Source organism: Arthrobacter sp. BL-252-APC-1A, assembly GCF_009696625.1.
Lineage (GTDB): Bacteria > Actinomycetota > Actinomycetes > Actinomycetales > Micrococcaceae > Arthrobacter_B.
In genome coordinates, this window is sequence record NZ_VULS01000002.1 from 315,552 (window position 1) to 331,163 (window position 15,612).

A 15,612-nucleotide genomic window follows, 5' to 3' on the forward strand; every position below is an offset into this window, starting at 1 on the left:
CAGAGTAACCGCCCAGGGGTCCGCGGCGCCTCTCTCACCGAAGACTTCAGGTCTTGCGCAGCAACATGCGACGAACCGAGTGGTCCGCGTCCTTGGTGAGCACCAGCTGGGCACGGCCACGGGTGGGCAGGACGTTGGTAACGAGGTTCGGTTCGTTGATCCGCTTCCAGATGTCCAGGGCTGTCTGGCGTGCCTCGTGGTCCGTCAGCCCCGCGTAGCGGTGGAAGTAGGACGCAGGGTTGGCGAATGCGCCGCTGCGAAGCGACTGGAAACGCTGGACGTACCACTCCTCTATGTAGGAGGTCCGTGCGTCCACGTAAATCGAGAAGTCGAAGAAATCACTCAGTGCCAGGCCTGAGCGGCCGTCAGGGCGCGTCCGTGCCGGTGCGAGCACATTCAGGCCTTCCACAATCAGGACGTCGGGGCGGCGGACGACGATTTCCGAATCCGGAACAATGTCGTAAGTCAGGTGGGAGTAACGCGGCGCCCGGACTTCCTCGGCTCCGCTTTTCACCGCGCTGACGAAACGCAGCAGCCGGCGGCGGTCGTAGCTTTCCGGGAAACCCTTGCGTTCCATCAGTCCGCGGCGCTTCAGCTCGGCGTTCGGGTAGAGGAACCCGTCCGTTGTGATCAGCTCTACGTTGGGCGTGTCCGGCCAGCGGCGAAGCATTTCCCGCAGCACGCGCGCTGTGGTCGATTTCCCCACGGCGACCGATCCGGCGACGCCGATCACGAAGGGCGTGCGGGTGGTCTGTTCCCCGAGGAAGGTTGTGGTGGCACTGTGCAGCTTGCCCGCCGCTGCGACGTAAAGGTTCAGCAGCCGGGAGAGAGGCAGATAGACCTCACGCACCTCATCGAGGTTCAGCTGGTCGCCGAGACCGCGAAGCCGGGTGATGTCCTCCTGGTTGAGCGGGGACTCAATCTCATGGGACAGACGTGACCAGGTTTGCCGGTCCAGCTCAACGAAGGGAGTGAAGTTGGTCTCTTGGCCGTTGCCGGAAGATAGCTTCGGAGTTGGTTCGGTCACTCTAGGAATTGTGCACTGCCCGGGCAGGCAATCCAAACGCAGAAGAAGTTTGGACGGGAGGAGCGGTGGATGGCGTTTAGACCGGCAGCGACTGCTGCCGGTACGCTTAGGACCATGTGTGGAATCGTAGGTTATACCGGCCGCCCGGGCGCAGCCGCAGCAGTAGGCCACAGTGCCCTGGACGTTGTCATGGAAGGCCTCAAGCGGCTTGAATACCGCGGCTATGATTCAGCCGGCGTCGCCGTGCTTACTTCAGGACGCGTCGAGTCCCGCAAGAAGTCGGGCAAGCTGGCCAACCTCGTGGCTGTGCTGGAGGAAACGCCCCTGCCTGTGGCGACTACCGGCATCGGGCACACTCGCTGGGCGACCCATGGTGGACCGACCGACGGCAACGCACACCCGCACCTCGCAGATGGGGACAGGCTCGCTCTGATCCACAACGGGATCATCGAGAACTTCGCCGAGCTCAAGGAAGAGCTCCTGGCAGACGGAACAGTGTTCCGTTCAGAAACGGATACTGAAGTTGCTGCAGCGCTTCTGGGCCGTATCTACGCCGGCGACGGCGGCCAGGACCTGGCCCGCAGCATGCAGCTTGCCTGCCAGCGGCTCGAAGGTGCTTTCACCCTGCTGGCAGTCCATGCAGACTCTCCGGACACCGTTGTGGCCGCGCGCCGGAACTCCCCGCTCGTCGTCGGCCTTGGTGACGGGGAAAACTTCCTGGGCTCCGACGTGTCCGGGTTCATCGATTTCACCCGCCGCGCGGTGGAGCTCGGCCAGGACCAGATCGTCACCATCACCCCCGACACCGTCCAGATCACGGACTTCCAGGGCAACCCCGCCGAGGGTACCGAGTTTGAGGTGGACTGGGACGCCGCCGCTGCTGAAAAGGGCGGCTACGACTCCTTTATGGAAAAGGAGATCAACGACCAGCCCCAGGCCGTCGCCGATACCCTGCTGGGACGGTCGGACGCCGATGGACGGCTGACGCTGGATGAACTGCGCGTCAGCCCGGAAGAGCTGAAGTCCATCAACAAGATCATGGTGCTGGCCTGCGGAACCTCCGCCTACGCCGGCCAGGTGGCCAAGTACGCAATCGAACACTGGTGCCGGATCCCGGTTGAGGTGGAACTCAGTCACGAGTTCCGGTACCGCGATCCCATCGTTGATGCCAACACGCTGATCGTGGCAATCTCCCAGTCCGGTGAGACCATGGACACGCTGATGGCTGTCCGGTACGCCAAGGAACAGGGCGCCAAGGTCATGGCGATCTGCAACACCAACGGATCCACGATCCCCCGCGAAGCCGACGCAGTCCTGTACACGCACGCCGGCCCCGAAATCGCTGTTGCGTCCACCAAGGCATTCCTGGCCCAGATCACTGCCACGTACCTGCTTGGCCTCTACCTGGCGCAGATCCGCGGCAACAAGTTCCAGGGCGAGATCAAGGACATCCTGGCGGACCTGGCCAAGGTTCCGGCCAAGATCCAGCAGGTCCTGGACAGCTCCGGGTCCATCAAGGAACTCGGCAACCTCATGGCAGGGACGTCCTCGGTTCTCTTCCTGGGCCGCCACGTGGGCTTCCCCGTTGCCATGGAGGGTGCGCTGAAGCTCAAGGAACTGGCTTACATCCACGCTGAAGGCTTCGCTGCCGGCGAGCTGAAGCACGGACCGATCGCCCTGATCGAAGAGGGCCAGCCCGTCTTCGTGGTGGTTCCTTCTCCCCGCGGCCGCGATTCACTGCACGCGAAGGTTGTTTCCAACATCCAGGAGATCCGCGCCCGCGGTGCCAAGACAATCGTCATCGCCGAAGAAGGCGACGACGCCGTCAAGGCCTACGCTGAGCACGTCTTCTATGTCCCGGAGTCGCCCACGCTGCTGGCTCCGCTGCTGACCACGGTTCCCCTGCAGATCTTCGCGTGCGCACTGGCTACGGCCAAGGGCTACGACGTCGATCAGCCGCGTAACCTGGCAAAGTCCGTAACCGTCGAATAAGCAGCAGCCAGAGACCTGGGGGAACACCGTGATTGTTGGTATTGGCGTGGACGTGGTGGACGTTCCGAGGTTTGGACGCCAGCTTGAACGCACCCCGGGCCTGCGGTCACGGCTGTTCGTCCCGGCCGAGCGCGAACTGAACCTGCGGTCGCTGGCCGCCCGGTTCGCTGCAAAGGAAGCTGTGGCCAAGGCACTCGGTGCTCCCGCCGGCATGAACTGGCAGCACTGCCAGATTGAACTCGACTCCGCCGGAGCGCCGCGGATTCGGGTAGAGGGCACAGTCGCGGCTGCCGCGGAAGCCCGCGGTGTCCGTACCTGGCACCTGTCCCTGAGCCATGACGGGGACCTGGCCACTGCCATGGTGGTCGCAGAGGGCTAGTCTGGTACGCATGATCAGTGCGTACTCCGGGACCACGGTCCGGGCTGCCGAGCGTCCGCTGCTGGATGCAGGGGCCGGCAGCGAACTCATGCAGCTGGCTGCCCACGGGCTCTACGCCGCCGCTGCACGGCTTCTGAAGGAACGCCGCGGACGGATTTACGGAGCCTCCACGGTGGTCCTGGCCGGTGCCGGCAACAATGGCGGCGATGCGCTGTATGCAGCGGCCCGCCTGCTTCGGCGGGGATCGTCGGCAACTGCAGTCCTCACGGCTTCTTCGGCCCATGAACAGGGACTTGAGGCCTTCAGGCGCCTGGGCGGTAGGGTCTTGGAGCTCAGTGCGGAGAACGCGTCTGAAACGGTGCGGCTGTGCCGCAGCGCGGACCTGGTACTCGACGGAATCCTGGGCACCGGAGGCAGGGGCGGCCTGCGGGGACCCGCCGCGGAATTGGCGGCGCTCCTTCCCGCACGCCTTCGGCGCGGGCAGTCTCCCGCCGTCGTCGCCTGCGACCTGCCCAGCGGTATTGATGCCGACACCGGCCAGACACCGGGGAAGCACTTACGGGCGGATGTGACCGTGACGTTCGGGGCGCTGAAAACCGGTCTGGCCGCTGGTCCCGGAGCAGAGGCAGCCGGGCGGATCGAACTCATAGACATTGGTATCGCTGAGTATCTTGGCGCGCCCGAGGTGCAGCGCCTTGAGCTGCAGGACATAGCCGCACTGCTGGCCGAGCCGGTCCCCGGCGACCAGAAATACAGCAGGGGAGTGCTGGGCATCGCTGCGGGCTCAGAGACCTACCCGGGAGCAGCCGTGCTGGCTACCGGAGCTGCGCTGGCCACGGGCACCGGCATGGTGCGGTACCTCGGGGCCGAACCCGTTCGACGTTTGATCAACCAGGCACACCCTGAAGCCGTATGCGCGGACAGCACCGTCTCCCTGACGCACGTGCAGGCCTGGGTTGCCGGCCCCGGTGCGGGAACAGATGAGACCCAGCGGCGCCGGGCCGTGGACGCGATGGCTTCCGGACTCCCCTGCGTGATCGACGCCGATGCTCTCTCTGCTGTCGAACCCGGCCTTGGGCCACAGGTCATCCTGACCCCGCATGCCGGGGAAATGACCGCACTCCTGAACAGGCTGGGAGAAAGCGCGGACCGTGCGGGAATCGAGGCAGATCCCCTGAACTGGGTGCGCAGGACCGCCGCGCTTACCGGGGCCACGGTGTTGTTGAAAGGCTGGGCGACCCTGGTCGCGGCCCCCGGCGGCCCGGTCTACAGCCAGGCCGAAGCAACCCCCTGGCTGGCTACGGCCGGCAGCGGAGATACCCTTTCCGGCATCCTGGGGGCGCTCCTTTCCACGGCCCGAACGCAGTCTCCGGAGCCTGGGTACTACGCCCGGCTGGCCGCTGCGGCAGCCAGCATCCACGGGAGGGCCGGAGCCCTGGCTGCCAGCGACGGACCGGTGCAGCCCTCCCAGCTGCCGGCTGCGGTCCGGACAGTGGTGGCAGGCCTCGAAAGGTGGCGTCCCGGTTCCGTTGAAGCTGACATACTGTAGAAAAGTAAGCAGGCATAGTATTTTGCCTGCCACCCACAGCAGTCAGGAGCTTTTGAATGGAAGTCTGGCCCGGAGATGCCTACCCGCTGGGAGCCACCTATGACGGAAACGGCACCAACTTTGCTCTCTACAGTGAAGTCGCAGATTCGGTAAAGCTCTGCCTGTTCGACGACGACGGTACTGAGACCTGCATACCGCTTACCGAAGTCGACGGGTACGTCTGGCACTGCTATTTGCCGCATGTTGTTCCCGGCCAGAAGTACGGATACCGCGTTGACGGACCCTACGACCCGGCAAACGGCAACCGCTGCAATCCCAATAAGCTTCTGCTGGATCCGTATGCCAAGGCGGTGTCCGGCCAGGTCAACTGGGACCAGTCACTGTTCGGATACAACTTCGGCGACGAGGATTCCCGCAACGACGACGACTCCGCCGCCAACATGATGAAGGCAGTCGTGATCAACCCGTTCTTCGACTGGGACGGGGACCGCAGGCCGCGTGCCGAGTACCACCAGTCGGTGATCTACGAAGCACACGTCAAGGGCCTGACCCAGCAGCACCCTGAGGTCCCGGAGGAGCAGCGGGGAACCTACGCAGGCATTGCCCATCCGGCGGTGATCGCGCACCTCCAGAAACTCGGCATCACCACGCTTGAACTGATGCCCGTGCACCAGTTCGTCAATGACTCCACGCTGCAGGACCAGGGGCTGTCCAACTACTGGGGCTACAACACCATCGGGTTCTTTGCGCCGCAGAACACCTACAGCTCCACGGGGGACGACGGCCAGCAGGTCCAGGAGTTCAAAGCGATGGTGAAGGCCCTGCACCTGGCCGGCATCGAGGTCATCCTGGACGTCGTCTACAACCACACGGCGGAGGGCAACCAGCTGGGCCCCACACTGTCCTTCCGCGGAATCGACAACGCGGCGTACTACCGGTTGATGGAGGATGACCAGCGCTATTACATGGACTACACCGGTACCGGCAATTCGCTGAACGTCCGCAACCCGCACTCGCTGCAGCTGATCATGGATTCGCTGCGCTACTGGGTGACCGAAATGCATGTAGACGGCTTCCGCTTTGACCTCGCCTCTGCGCTGGCACGGGAGTTCTACGACGTCGACCGGCTCTCCAGCTTCTTTGAAATGGTGCAGCAGGACCCTGTGGTGTCTCAGGTGAAACTGATCGCCGAGCCGTGGGATATCGGTCCCGGCGGCTACCAGGTGGGGAACTTCCCGCCCCAGTGGACTGAATGGAACGGCAAGTACCGTGACACAGTGCGGGACTTTTGGCGGGGGGAACCATCCACCCTGGGCGAGTTTGCCTCCCGCATCACCGGCTCGGCGGACCTCTATGAATCCTCCGGGCGGCGCCCGGTGGCTTCCATCAATTTTGTCACCGCCCACGACGGATTCACTCTTCGCGACCTTGTCTCCTACAACGAGAAACACAACGAGGCCAACGGGGAAGACAACAACGACGGTGAATCCCACAACCGGTCCTGGAACTGCGGAGTCGAGGGGCCCACGGATGACCCTGAGGTCCTCTCCCTTCGGGCACGCCAGCAGCGCAACTTCCTGGCCACACTGCTCCTTTCCCAGGGTGTGCCGATGATCTCCCACGGAGACGAGCTCGGCCGAACGCAGCAGGGCAACAACAACGGCTACGCCCAGGACTCCGAGCTGACCTGGATTGACTGGGAACAGATGGACACACCCCTCATGGAGTTCACCGCCGCCGTCAACAAGCTGCGCGCGGAGCATCCCACGTTCCGCCGTCGCCGGTTCTTCGACGGCCGCCCCGCGGAGCGCGGGGAAGGGGACGTCCTGCCGGATATTGTCTGGCTGAACGAAGACGGAACGCCCATGCGGCCCGAGGACTGGGACAGCCAGCTGGGCCGCTCCCTCGGCGTTTTCCTGAACGGGGAAGGAATCCGCGGCAATGACCGCCGCGGGCAGCGCATCACCGACGCCGGCTTCCTGCTGTACTTCAACGCCGACGACGAGCCTGTGACAGTAACCCTGCCTCCGAAGGAGTACGGCACGCTGTGGGACAACGTCATCGACACCGCCGGTGCCGGGGCCGACGGTGAACCGGTTGGCGCTGACGGAAAGCTCCAGGTCGAGGCGAAGTCCCTCGTTGTGCTCCGCGAGCACCAGCAGGAGGAAGAAGACCACGACCACTCCGTGGCAGCTTCGCTGGCCGCCCTGGCGGGTGCGAAAACCCGGGAGGGCACCGTATGAGGACACCGCGCTCGACTTACAGGCTGCAGATCCATTCCGGCTTCACCCTGTATGACGCGGCAGCGCTGGTGCCGTACCTGCAGGACCTCGGAGTGGACTGGATCTACCTCTCCCCGCTGCTCACGGCGGAAGAAGGATCAACCCACGGCTACGACGTGACGGATCCCTCCTCCATTGATCCTGCACGCGGCGGCCCGGACGGTTTCCGTGCCCTGGCGGACGCTGCACATGCAGCGGGGATGGGCGTCCTCGTAGACATTGTTCCCAACCACATGGGCGTCGCCACGCCGCGCGCCAACCGCTGGTGGTGGTCCGTGCTGAAGGAGGGCCGCGGCTCACGTTACGCGGAGGCCTTCGATATTGACTGGGCCGCGGGCGGCGGCAGGCTTCGGCTGCCCGTGCTGGGGGACAACGCGGATGCCCTGGACGAGCTGCGCATCGAGGACGGTGAGCTTCGGTACTACGAGCAGGCGTTCCCCATCGCTGAAGGAACCGCCGGCCCCGGTGATACGGCCCGGGATGTACACGCCCGCCAGCACTACGAGCTGGTGAATTGGCGGCGCGCGGACAGCGAACTCAACTACCGCCGTTTCTTCGGGGTGAATACCCTGGCAGGAATCCGGGTGGAGGTGCCATGGGTGTTCGAGGAATCCCACGCCGAGATCCGCCGCTGGTTCGGCGAAGGCCTGGCCGACGGACTGAGGATTGACCATCCCGACGGGCTGGCAGACCCCGAAGGTTACCTGGAACAGCTCAGTGAGCTGACCGGCGGGGCCTACGTCCTTGTGGAGAAAATCCTGGAACCGGGAGAAAAGCTGCCCGGCAGCTGGCCAGTAGCCGGGACCACCGGGTATGACGCGCTCGCCGAGGTTGACCGGTTGTTCGTGGATCAGGCCGCGGCCGGGCTGCTCACCGAAGCTTCCGATGCAGAGCCCTACCGGCACATGATCCATGACACCAAGCGCGCGGTCGCCGACGGGCTGCTGCATTCGGAAGTCCAGCGCCTGGTGCGGCTGCTGCCCGCCGGGTCCGGTCTGGATACCGGCACAGCTGCAGACGCCCTCGCGGAGCTGCTGGCCTGTTTCCCGGTGTACCGCAGCTATCTTCCCGAAGGCGCCGGCTACCTTGAGGAAGCAGCCCTGAACGCCCGCGTTCGTCGTCCTGACCTGGACTCTGCCTTCGACGTGCTGGTGCCCCTGCTGCGTGGAAACACGCCGGACAGCCGGGACGGGCTCGGTGAACTTGCCGTGCGGTTCCAGCAGACCTCCGGGATGGTTATGGCCAAGGGCGTCGAGGACACCGCCTTCTACCGCTACACCAGGCTGACATCCCTGAACGAGGTTGGCGCGGACCCTTCCCTGTTTGCCCTGGAACCGCACGACCTGCACCTGGGGATGCTGGTCCGCCAGCAGGAAGCCCCGGATGCCATGACCACGCTCAGCACCCATGACACCAAGCGGAGTGAAGACACCCGGGCACGAATAAGTGTCCTGTCCGAGATGCCGCAGGAATGGACCGAGGCTGTTCTCCGGCTTGAGGAACTGCTGCCGCTGGGAGACCGCCCACTGGCCGACCTGATGTGGCAGGCGCTTTCCGGGACGTGGCCGCTGGACCGGGAAAGAGCCCATGCCTACGCCGAGAAAGCGGCGCGGGAAGCCGGGCAGAGCACCACATGGACAGCGCCGGACGAGGCTTTCGAGAAGCAGCTTCACTCTCTGGTGGACGGTGCCTTCGACCACCCGGAGGCAAACGCGATCCTGGAAACAATCGCAGAACGTATCAGCAGCGCCGGATTCTCCAACTCCCTTGGCGCCAAACTGGTTCAGCTGACCATGCCGGGTGTCCCGGACGTATACCAGGGGACCGAACTCTGGGACTATTCCCTTGTGGACCCGGATAACCGACGGCCGGTGGACTTTCAAACCCGTACGGCCCTTTCTGCCGCCTCGCCCGACTGGGCGGGGACCGGCAAGCTGCCCGGGATTGACCGGGCAGGTGAGGCAAAGTTCCTGGTGACCAGGGAAGCGCTGCGGCTGCGCCGGGACAGACCGGATCTCTTTTCCGGCTACTCGGCGCTGATAGCCAGCGGCCCGGCGGCTGGTCACTTCTTTGGCTTTGACCGAGGGGGCGCGATGACGCTGGTGACCCGGCTTCCGCTGGGGCTCGCCCGCGACGGCGGATGGCGGGGAACAACTGTGGCGCTGCCGCCCGGTTCCTACCGGGACAGGCTGACCGGCCGCACTTTCAGCGGCGGCGCTGCCCACGCTGATGAGCTTTTCGCTGTGTATCCCGTTGCCCTGCTGTCCCTCGAGGAGGAACGATGAGCACCAACTTTGATGTGTGGGCTCCGAACGCCGGCAACGTGCGGCTTGTTGCCAACGGGCAGCAGCAGCAGATGACGCAGGGGACCGGCGGGTGGTGGCATGCGTCGGAGGCGGTGCCGGGTGACGTTGACTACGGCTACCTCCTCGACGACGCGACTGATCCAGTTCCCGACCCGCGCTCGAGGCGCCAGCCCGGAGGCGTGCACGGGCTGTCCCGGACTTTTGACGCCGCGGCCTTCCCCTGGACGGATTCGGCCTGGATCTCACCCGGGCTGACCGGAGGCGCGATCTACGAACTGCACATTGGCACCTTCACGCCCGAAGGAACGCTGGACTCCGCGGCGCAGAAACTGACGTACCTGGCGGACCTCGGTATCCAGTACATCGAGCTGATGCCGGTCAACGCCTTCAACGGCACCCATAACTGGGGCTACGACGGCGTGCTTTGGTACGCCGTGCAGGAATCCTACGGGGGACCGGCCGCCTATCAGCGGTTCGTTGACGCAGCGCATTCGCACGGAATCGGAGTCATCCAGGACGTCGTCTACAACCACCTGGGTCCCAGCGGCAATTACCTGAACCTTTTTGGTCCCTACCTTCATTCGGGGCGCGGCACCGGCTGGGGCGATGCGGTGAACCTGGATGGTCCGGACTCGGACGAGGTCCGCGCATATATCCTGGGCAACCTTGAAATGTGGTTCCGCGACTACCACGTGGACGGACTGAGGCTGGATGCGGTGCACGCACTGCAGGATGAGCGGGCCCTCCACATCCTCGAAGAAATGGCTGCGCTCACGGACGACCTCTCCGCAGACCTCGGCGGTGCACTGTTCCTGATAGCTGAATCCGACCTGAACAATCCGTGGCTGATAACTCCCCGAGACCTCAACGGCTACGGCCTTGCAGCGCAGTGGTCTGACGACTTCCACCACGCGGCCCACAGTAACCTGACCGGCGAAACTGACGGGTACTACGCGGACTTCGACTCCCTCGCTGCCGTGGCCAAGGTGCTGCAGGGCGGGTATTTCCACGACGGCGGGTTCTCGTCTTTCCGGGGCCGCAGCCACGGCCGGCCGCTGGACACAGCACTGCACTCGGCGCGACAGCTGGTGGTAGCCACACAAAACCACGACCAAGTGGGCAACCGTGCTGCCGGGGACAGGAATACTGCCACCCTGGGGAACCAGCAGCTGGCGCTCGCCGCGGTCCTGAACCTCGCGTCGTCCTGCACTCCCATGATCTTTATGGGCGAGGAATTCGGGGCGTCTACACCCTGGCAGTTCTTCACCTCCCATCCCGAGGAAGACCTGGGCAGGGCCACCGCTGAGGGCAGGCTTCAGGAGTTCGCGCGGATGGGATGGGACCCTGCAGCTGTCCCGGATCCCCAGGACACGGCCACCTTCCAGAATTCGAAACTCGACTGGTCAGAACTCACTGATGACCATCACGGAGAGCTGCTGCGGCTTTACCGCGATCTGCTGGCCCTGCGGAAATCCATGCCGGAGCTCACCGAGCCCGATTTCCGGAAGATCGACGTTGAATTTGACGAAGTCTCCCGCTGGCTCAGCATCCAGCGAGGGAAGGTGGTCGTGGCCCTGAACTTTGCCGACTCGCCGAGGGAACTGCCGCTTCCACTGCAGGGACCGGTCAAGGTCGCCCTCGAGACGGCGCCCTCGGTAATGTACGACGGCGCGATCCAGCTCCCCGGGTTTGGTGCGGCGATTGTCTCCGGTTCCTGAGCGCGCGGACACCCCGCCCGCATCCTCGATTCACCGCAGTACCGATGGCAGGATGGTGTCATGACTTACACCCCTGCTCCGGACCGCTATGACTCCATGCCCTACCGCCGCGTTGGACGCAGCGGACTGCAGCTGCCGGCTGTGTCGCTGGGCCTGTGGCACAACTTCGGTGATGACGTGCCGTTCGACAGGCAGCGCGCCATCCTGCGCCGGGCCTTCGACCTGGGGGTGACCCACTTTGACCTGGCCAACAACTATGGTCCGCCGTTCGGAAGCGCTGAAACCAACTTCGGCCGGCACCTGAAGGACGACTTCCGGCCGTTCCGGGATGAACTGATTATCTCGAGCAAGGCCGGCTATGACATGTGGCCCGGTCCTTACGGCAACTGGGGTTCGCGGAAGTACCTGCTGGCCAGCCTGGACCAGTCGCTGGAGCGGATGGGCCTGGACTACGTGGACATCTTCTACAGCCACCGGCCGGACCCCGAGACGCCGCTGGAAGAGACCATGGGAGCCCTGGATACGGCGGTCCGTTCCGGCAAAGCCCTTTACGCAGGCATTTCCTCCTACTCGGCCGAAAAGACGCTGGAGGCGGCGCGGATCCTGGGAGAGATGGGAACACCACTGCTGATCCACCAGCCGTCCTACTCCATGCTGAACCGGTGGGTGGAGCAGGGCGAACCGAACCTCCTCCAGGCGCTGGCCGAGACCGGCACCGGTTCAATCGCGTTCTCGCCGCTGGCCCAGGGCCTGCTCACGAACAAGTACCTGGGCGGGGTCCCGGAGAATTCACGTGCGGCTGCGGGCAAGTCGCTTGACCCCGCGCAGCTCTCGGAGGAGAACCTGGAACGCGTACGTGGACTCAACCGCATAGCGGAGGCCCGGAACCAGACCCTGGCCCAGATGGCCATCGCGTGGGTGCTGCGCCCGCAGCGGAACGGCAGCTCGGTGTCCTCGGCGCTGGTTGGCGCTTCCAGCGTCCGCCAGCTTGAAGACAGCGTCGGCGCGGTACAGAACCTTTCCTTCACGGACCAGGAACTTACGGACATCGACACGTTCGCCCAGGACTCGGACATCAATCTCTGGGCTGCTGCCCTGAAGGCCTGAGGAAATCCTTGGGGCTGAACATCCGCGAAGCGGAGCCCGGGGACTGGCCCGGGCTCTGGGAACTGATGGAACCAATTGTCCGCGCGGGCGAGACCTACTGCTGGGACCGGGACATGGAACAGGACGGGGCTCGGGAAACCTGGCTTGAGCCCCGTCCCGCCTATGTCTACGTCGCGGAGGAAGCCGGCAGGATCTTCGGCACCGCCCAGCTTCATCCAAACCGGGGCGGAGGCGGCAGCCATGTGGCGAACGCGTCCTTCATGACCGCTGCGGCTGCCACCGGACGCGGCGTTGCCCGGGCCCTGGCAGCTCATGTCCTGGAACAGGCTGCTGCCCAGGGCTACCTCGCCATGCAGTTCAACGCGGTGGTGGAGACCAATACCCGGGCGGTCGCCCTCTGGCAGTCACTGGGCTTCCAGATCCTGGCGACCGTTCCGCGTTCCTTTCGGCATCCTGTGCACGGCCTTACCGGCCTGCACATCATGCACAAGGACCTGGTCGACGGCGGCCGGTGATTCGTTGCCGGGCCGTCAGTGAAAGAATGGACCCGTGAATTACCTCGAAACTGTCCCTGCGGCGGAACGCAGCGCCGTCGTTGATCTTGCTGCTATCCGCCACAACGTCCGCCACCTCGCAGAAATCGCTAAGCCGGCCCGGCTCATGGCCGTCGTGAAAGCCGATGCCTACGGGCACGGTGCACTGGAGGTGGCCCGAGCAGCGCTCGACGCCGGTGCGGCATGGCTGGGAACTGCCCATATTTCCGAGGCACTGGCGCTGCGGACAGCAGGAATCACTGCTCCTATCGTGGCCTGGCTCCACACCGCGGACAGCGACTTCTCCGCCGCGGTAGCCGCGAACATAGACATTGGGGTGTCCGGTTGGGAACTTGACGCTGTAGTTGCCGCTGCCCGGGAACTCGAAGTCCCGGCCCGGGTCCATTTGAAGATTGATACCGGGCTCGGGCGCAACGGCTGCCCCGAAGAACTGTGGGAGTCCTTTGTGGGAGAGGCGCTGGCCTGGCAGGAAGAGGGACTGCTGCGCGTCGTCGGAATCTTCTCCCACCTGGCCGTGGCAGATGAGCCGCGCCGGACGGAAACCGACCAGCAGCTGCGGAAGTTCCGTGATGCCGTGGCCGTGGCGGAGGACGCCGGAGTCGACCACGAGGTCCGGCACATCGCCAACACCCCTGCCGTACTCTCACGGCCGGATTCGCACTTTGACCTGGTGCGGGTGGGGCTGGGCATGTACGGACTCTCCCCGTTCCCAGGACAGAGCGCGGCAGAGCTGGGGCTGATCCCGGCCATGACACTGAAGACAAGAATCGCCAACTGCAAGGAAGTACCAGCCGGACAGGGCGTGTCCTACGGGCTGCACTACCGGACAGCGGCACCAACGACCCTGGCACTGGTGCCTGTCGGCTATGCCGACGGCATCCCGCGGGTTGCCACCGGAGGCCCCGTGATGGTGAACGGGGAAGTGTTCCCGGTAGTCGGGCGCATTGCCATGGACCAGATGGTCATTGATCTGGGCCGCACCGGGATTGCAGGAACGGCTGAGTCTTTCCTGGGGAAGGAAGCGGTGCTTTTCGGAGCTGCCGGCGCACCCAGCGTGGACGAATGGGCGCAGGCCGCGGGTTCCATCAACTACGAGATCATTACCAGGATCAGCGGCCGGGTGACCCGCAGCTATGTGGACTCGGAGGCCGGCAGTGCTGACGTTTCCCTCGACGCGGACTCCGAGGCAGTACTGCCGTGAGTGCTGACGCCGCAGCTCCGGCCTGGGAGCACGAATACCGTACCTCCAGCGCTGCGCAGACCCGGGAACTGGCCCGCACACTCGGCGGTGCGCTGCGGGGAGGAGACCTGCTGCTCCTGACGGGAGAGCTGGGTGCTGGGAAGACCACTTTCACCCAGGGTCTGGGCGAAGGCCTGGGTGTACGGGCAGGGATCATTTCCCCCACATTTGTCCTGGTGCGCATTCATCCAGCGCTGGGCACCGGACCGGATCTGGTACACGTAGACGCCTATCGGCTGGGTTCACCGGCGGAAATCGACGACATCGATCTGGAGAACACCATGGACACAGCCGTAACGGTGGTGGAGTGGGGACACGGACTCGTTGAGCATCTCTCTGAGAGCCGGCTTGAAATCACCCTGCTGCGTGCCACCGGGGGAGCATCGGGTGCAACCGGTGAACTGGTCACGGACTTCTCAGCGGAGGACGACGACGAGGAGCGGACCATCCGGATCGCCGGGTATGGTCCGCGCTGGGCTGAGGCGCCCGTGCCGGCTCCCTAACCGGACCTCCGGGATTACGGCATGGGATTCTTTGCGGGATTGATCCTCAGCCTGGTTTGACTGCCGCGCTTTATGCTTCCCCGCTGGGTCAAAATGGCTGAATGCCTCAGGGCGCACCGGGAATGATGAAACGTTTCCAGGCGTTTGGATGCCTGCCCTGACGCCCGTCTTGGGGCCAGACGGGGCGGGCACAAAGTCCGGCATCGGCGGGGGACAGGTTGCAGGTCTGCCGGTGGTGCCCTGACCAGCTCAGGCTCCTTGAGCCGAGCGCGTAAACTGGACACCGTGCTTATCCTCGCCATTGATACATCCGCCATTGCCAGTGCGGCGCTCCTAACCGGTGAGGGAGAGACGCTTGCGGCCTTCGCCACCGAAGACACAAGATCCCACGCAGAGGTCCTGGCACCCGGTATCCAGAAACTGCTGGCTGATGCCGGTGTTTCCGGGGGACAGATCGATGCGATAGTCGCCGGTGTAGGGCCTGGGCCGTTCACAGGGCTGCGGTCAGGTATTGCCACCGCACGCACGCTCGCGTTCGCATGGAACAAACCGCTGCACGGCCTCATGAGCCTGGATGCCATCGCCGTGGACGCGGCCCTGGATGCCTGGCGGGCCGGGGTGGATGAGTTCATTGTGGCCACGGACGCCCGGCGCAAAGAGGTCTACTGGGCCCGTTACCGCAGTACCGGCGGCACTGCGGAACTCCTCGATGGCCCTCATGTCAGCTCTCCGGCTGAGGTTCCGGGTCTCCCTGCCTACGGTGCAGGTGCAGGCCTCTACCCGGACGTGCTGCGCACGGTGCAGGACTTTGCCGGCGCCCAGCCGACGGCTGAAGCGCTGGGCCGCACCGCCGTCGTACGCCTGGTCCGTGGTTTGGAGCTGCTTCCGGACCTGCCGCTCTACCTCCGCGAATCCGATGCGAAGGTGCCTGGTCCGCGGAAGCGCGCACTGTGAG

The 15,612-nt window shown here is 64.8% G+C and carries 12 protein-coding genes; 11 read left to right on the forward strand and 1 reads right to left on the reverse strand.

The genetic code is table 11. The features are described from left to right. Window positions 1-46 precede the first annotated feature (46 nt). Window positions 47-1,027: a type I pantothenate kinase gene (gene coaA / locus FYJ28_RS04280; protein ID WP_082413256.1), complete on the reverse strand. Its 981-nt coding sequence runs from the start codon at window positions 1,025-1,027 to the stop codon at window positions 47-49. A gap of 114 nt (window positions 1,028-1,141) precedes the next feature. On the opposite strand from coaA, the gene glmS reads away from it, so the two are divergent. The 11 genes from glmS to tsaB all read left to right on the forward strand — a co-directional run bounded on the left by glmS (window position 1,142) and on the right by tsaB (window position 15,611). Continuing rightward, the gene (gene glmS, locus FYJ28_RS04285) at window positions 1,142-3,019 is read left to right on the forward strand and encodes a glutamine--fructose-6-phosphate transaminase (isomerizing) (RefSeq protein WP_055239382.1); all 1,878 of its coding nucleotides are present in this window, start codon (window positions 1,142-1,144) and stop codon (window positions 3,017-3,019) included. A gap of 28 nt (window positions 3,020-3,047) precedes the next feature. Continuing rightward, entirely contained in the window at window positions 3,048-3,398 is a 351-nt protein-coding gene (locus FYJ28_RS04290; protein WP_055239383.1) for a holo-ACP synthase, read from the forward strand. A gap of 10 nt (window positions 3,399-3,408) precedes the next feature. After that, window positions 3,409-4,947: an NAD(P)H-hydrate epimerase gene (locus FYJ28_RS04295; RefSeq protein WP_195840591.1), complete on the forward strand. Its 1,539-nt coding sequence runs from the start codon at window positions 3,409-3,411 to the stop codon at window positions 4,945-4,947. Window positions 4,948-5,003: 56 nt separating this feature from the next. Next, the gene (glgX, locus tag FYJ28_RS04300) at window positions 5,004-7,190 is read left to right on the forward strand and encodes a glycogen debranching protein GlgX (protein ID WP_055239385.1); all 2,187 of its coding nucleotides are present in this window, start codon (window positions 5,004-5,006) and stop codon (window positions 7,188-7,190) included. After that, complete coding sequence (gene treY / locus FYJ28_RS04305; RefSeq protein ID WP_154578387.1) at window positions 7,187-9,514, forward strand: malto-oligosyltrehalose synthase; 2,328 nt, start codon at window positions 7,187-7,189, stop codon at window positions 9,512-9,514. The genes glgX and treY overlap by 4 nt, the downstream gene beginning before the upstream one ends. Beyond that, window positions 9,511-11,253: a malto-oligosyltrehalose trehalohydrolase gene (gene treZ / locus FYJ28_RS04310; RefSeq protein WP_154578388.1), complete on the forward strand. Its 1,743-nt coding sequence runs from the start codon at window positions 9,511-9,513 to the stop codon at window positions 11,251-11,253. The genes treY and treZ overlap by 4 nt, the downstream gene beginning before the upstream one ends. A gap of 60 nt (window positions 11,254-11,313) precedes the next feature. Next, window positions 11,314-12,360 (forward strand): L-glyceraldehyde 3-phosphate reductase, encoded by a 1,047-nt coding sequence (gene mgrA / locus FYJ28_RS04315; protein WP_154578389.1) that lies wholly within the window; start codon window positions 11,314-11,316, stop codon window positions 12,358-12,360. Between the two features lie 8 nt (window positions 12,361-12,368). After that, window positions 12,369-12,875 carry a GNAT family N-acetyltransferase gene (locus FYJ28_RS04320; RefSeq protein WP_268234977.1) on the forward strand — a complete coding sequence of 169 codons (507 nt, stop codon included), beginning with the start codon at window positions 12,369-12,371 and terminating at the stop codon, window positions 12,873-12,875. Window positions 12,876-12,909: 34 nt separating this feature from the next. Further along, window positions 12,910-14,115, forward strand: coding sequence for an alanine racemase (gene alr, locus FYJ28_RS04325; protein WP_055239390.1), 1,206 nt, complete (start codon window positions 12,910-12,912; stop codon window positions 14,113-14,115). Further along, window positions 14,112-14,657: a tRNA (adenosine(37)-N6)-threonylcarbamoyltransferase complex ATPase subunit type 1 TsaE gene (gene tsaE, locus FYJ28_RS04330; protein WP_326831503.1), complete on the forward strand. Its 546-nt coding sequence runs from the start codon at window positions 14,112-14,114 to the stop codon at window positions 14,655-14,657. The genes alr and tsaE overlap by 4 nt, the downstream gene beginning before the upstream one ends. A gap of 285 nt (window positions 14,658-14,942) precedes the next feature. Next, window positions 14,943-15,611, forward strand: a complete 669-nt coding sequence (gene tsaB, locus FYJ28_RS04335) for a tRNA (adenosine(37)-N6)-threonylcarbamoyltransferase complex dimerization subunit type 1 TsaB (RefSeq protein WP_326831504.1) — start codon at window positions 14,943-14,945, stop codon at window positions 15,609-15,611. Window position 15,612: the final 1 nt, after the last annotated feature.

Bases quoted from the DNA above. Each gene is read 5' to 3' on its own strand.
- treY (WP_154578387.1), top strand. From the start codon at position 7,187: ATGAGGACACCGCGCTCGACTTACAGGCTGCAGATCCATTCCGGCTTC.
- FYJ28_RS04295 (WP_195840591.1), top strand. From the start codon at position 3,409: ATGATCAGTGCGTACTCCGGGACCACGGTCCGGGCTGCCGAGCGTCCG.
- glgX (WP_055239385.1), top strand. From the start codon at position 5,004: ATGGAAGTCTGGCCCGGAGATGCCTACCCGCTGGGAGCCACCTATGAC.
- glmS (WP_055239382.1), top strand. From the start codon at position 1,142: ATGTGTGGAATCGTAGGTTATACCGGCCGCCCGGGCGCAGCCGCAGCA.
- treZ (WP_154578388.1), top strand. From the start codon at position 9,511: ATGAGCACCAACTTTGATGTGTGGGCTCCGAACGCCGGCAACGTGCGG.
- mgrA (WP_154578389.1), top strand. From the start codon at position 11,314: ATGACTTACACCCCTGCTCCGGACCGCTATGACTCCATGCCCTACCGC.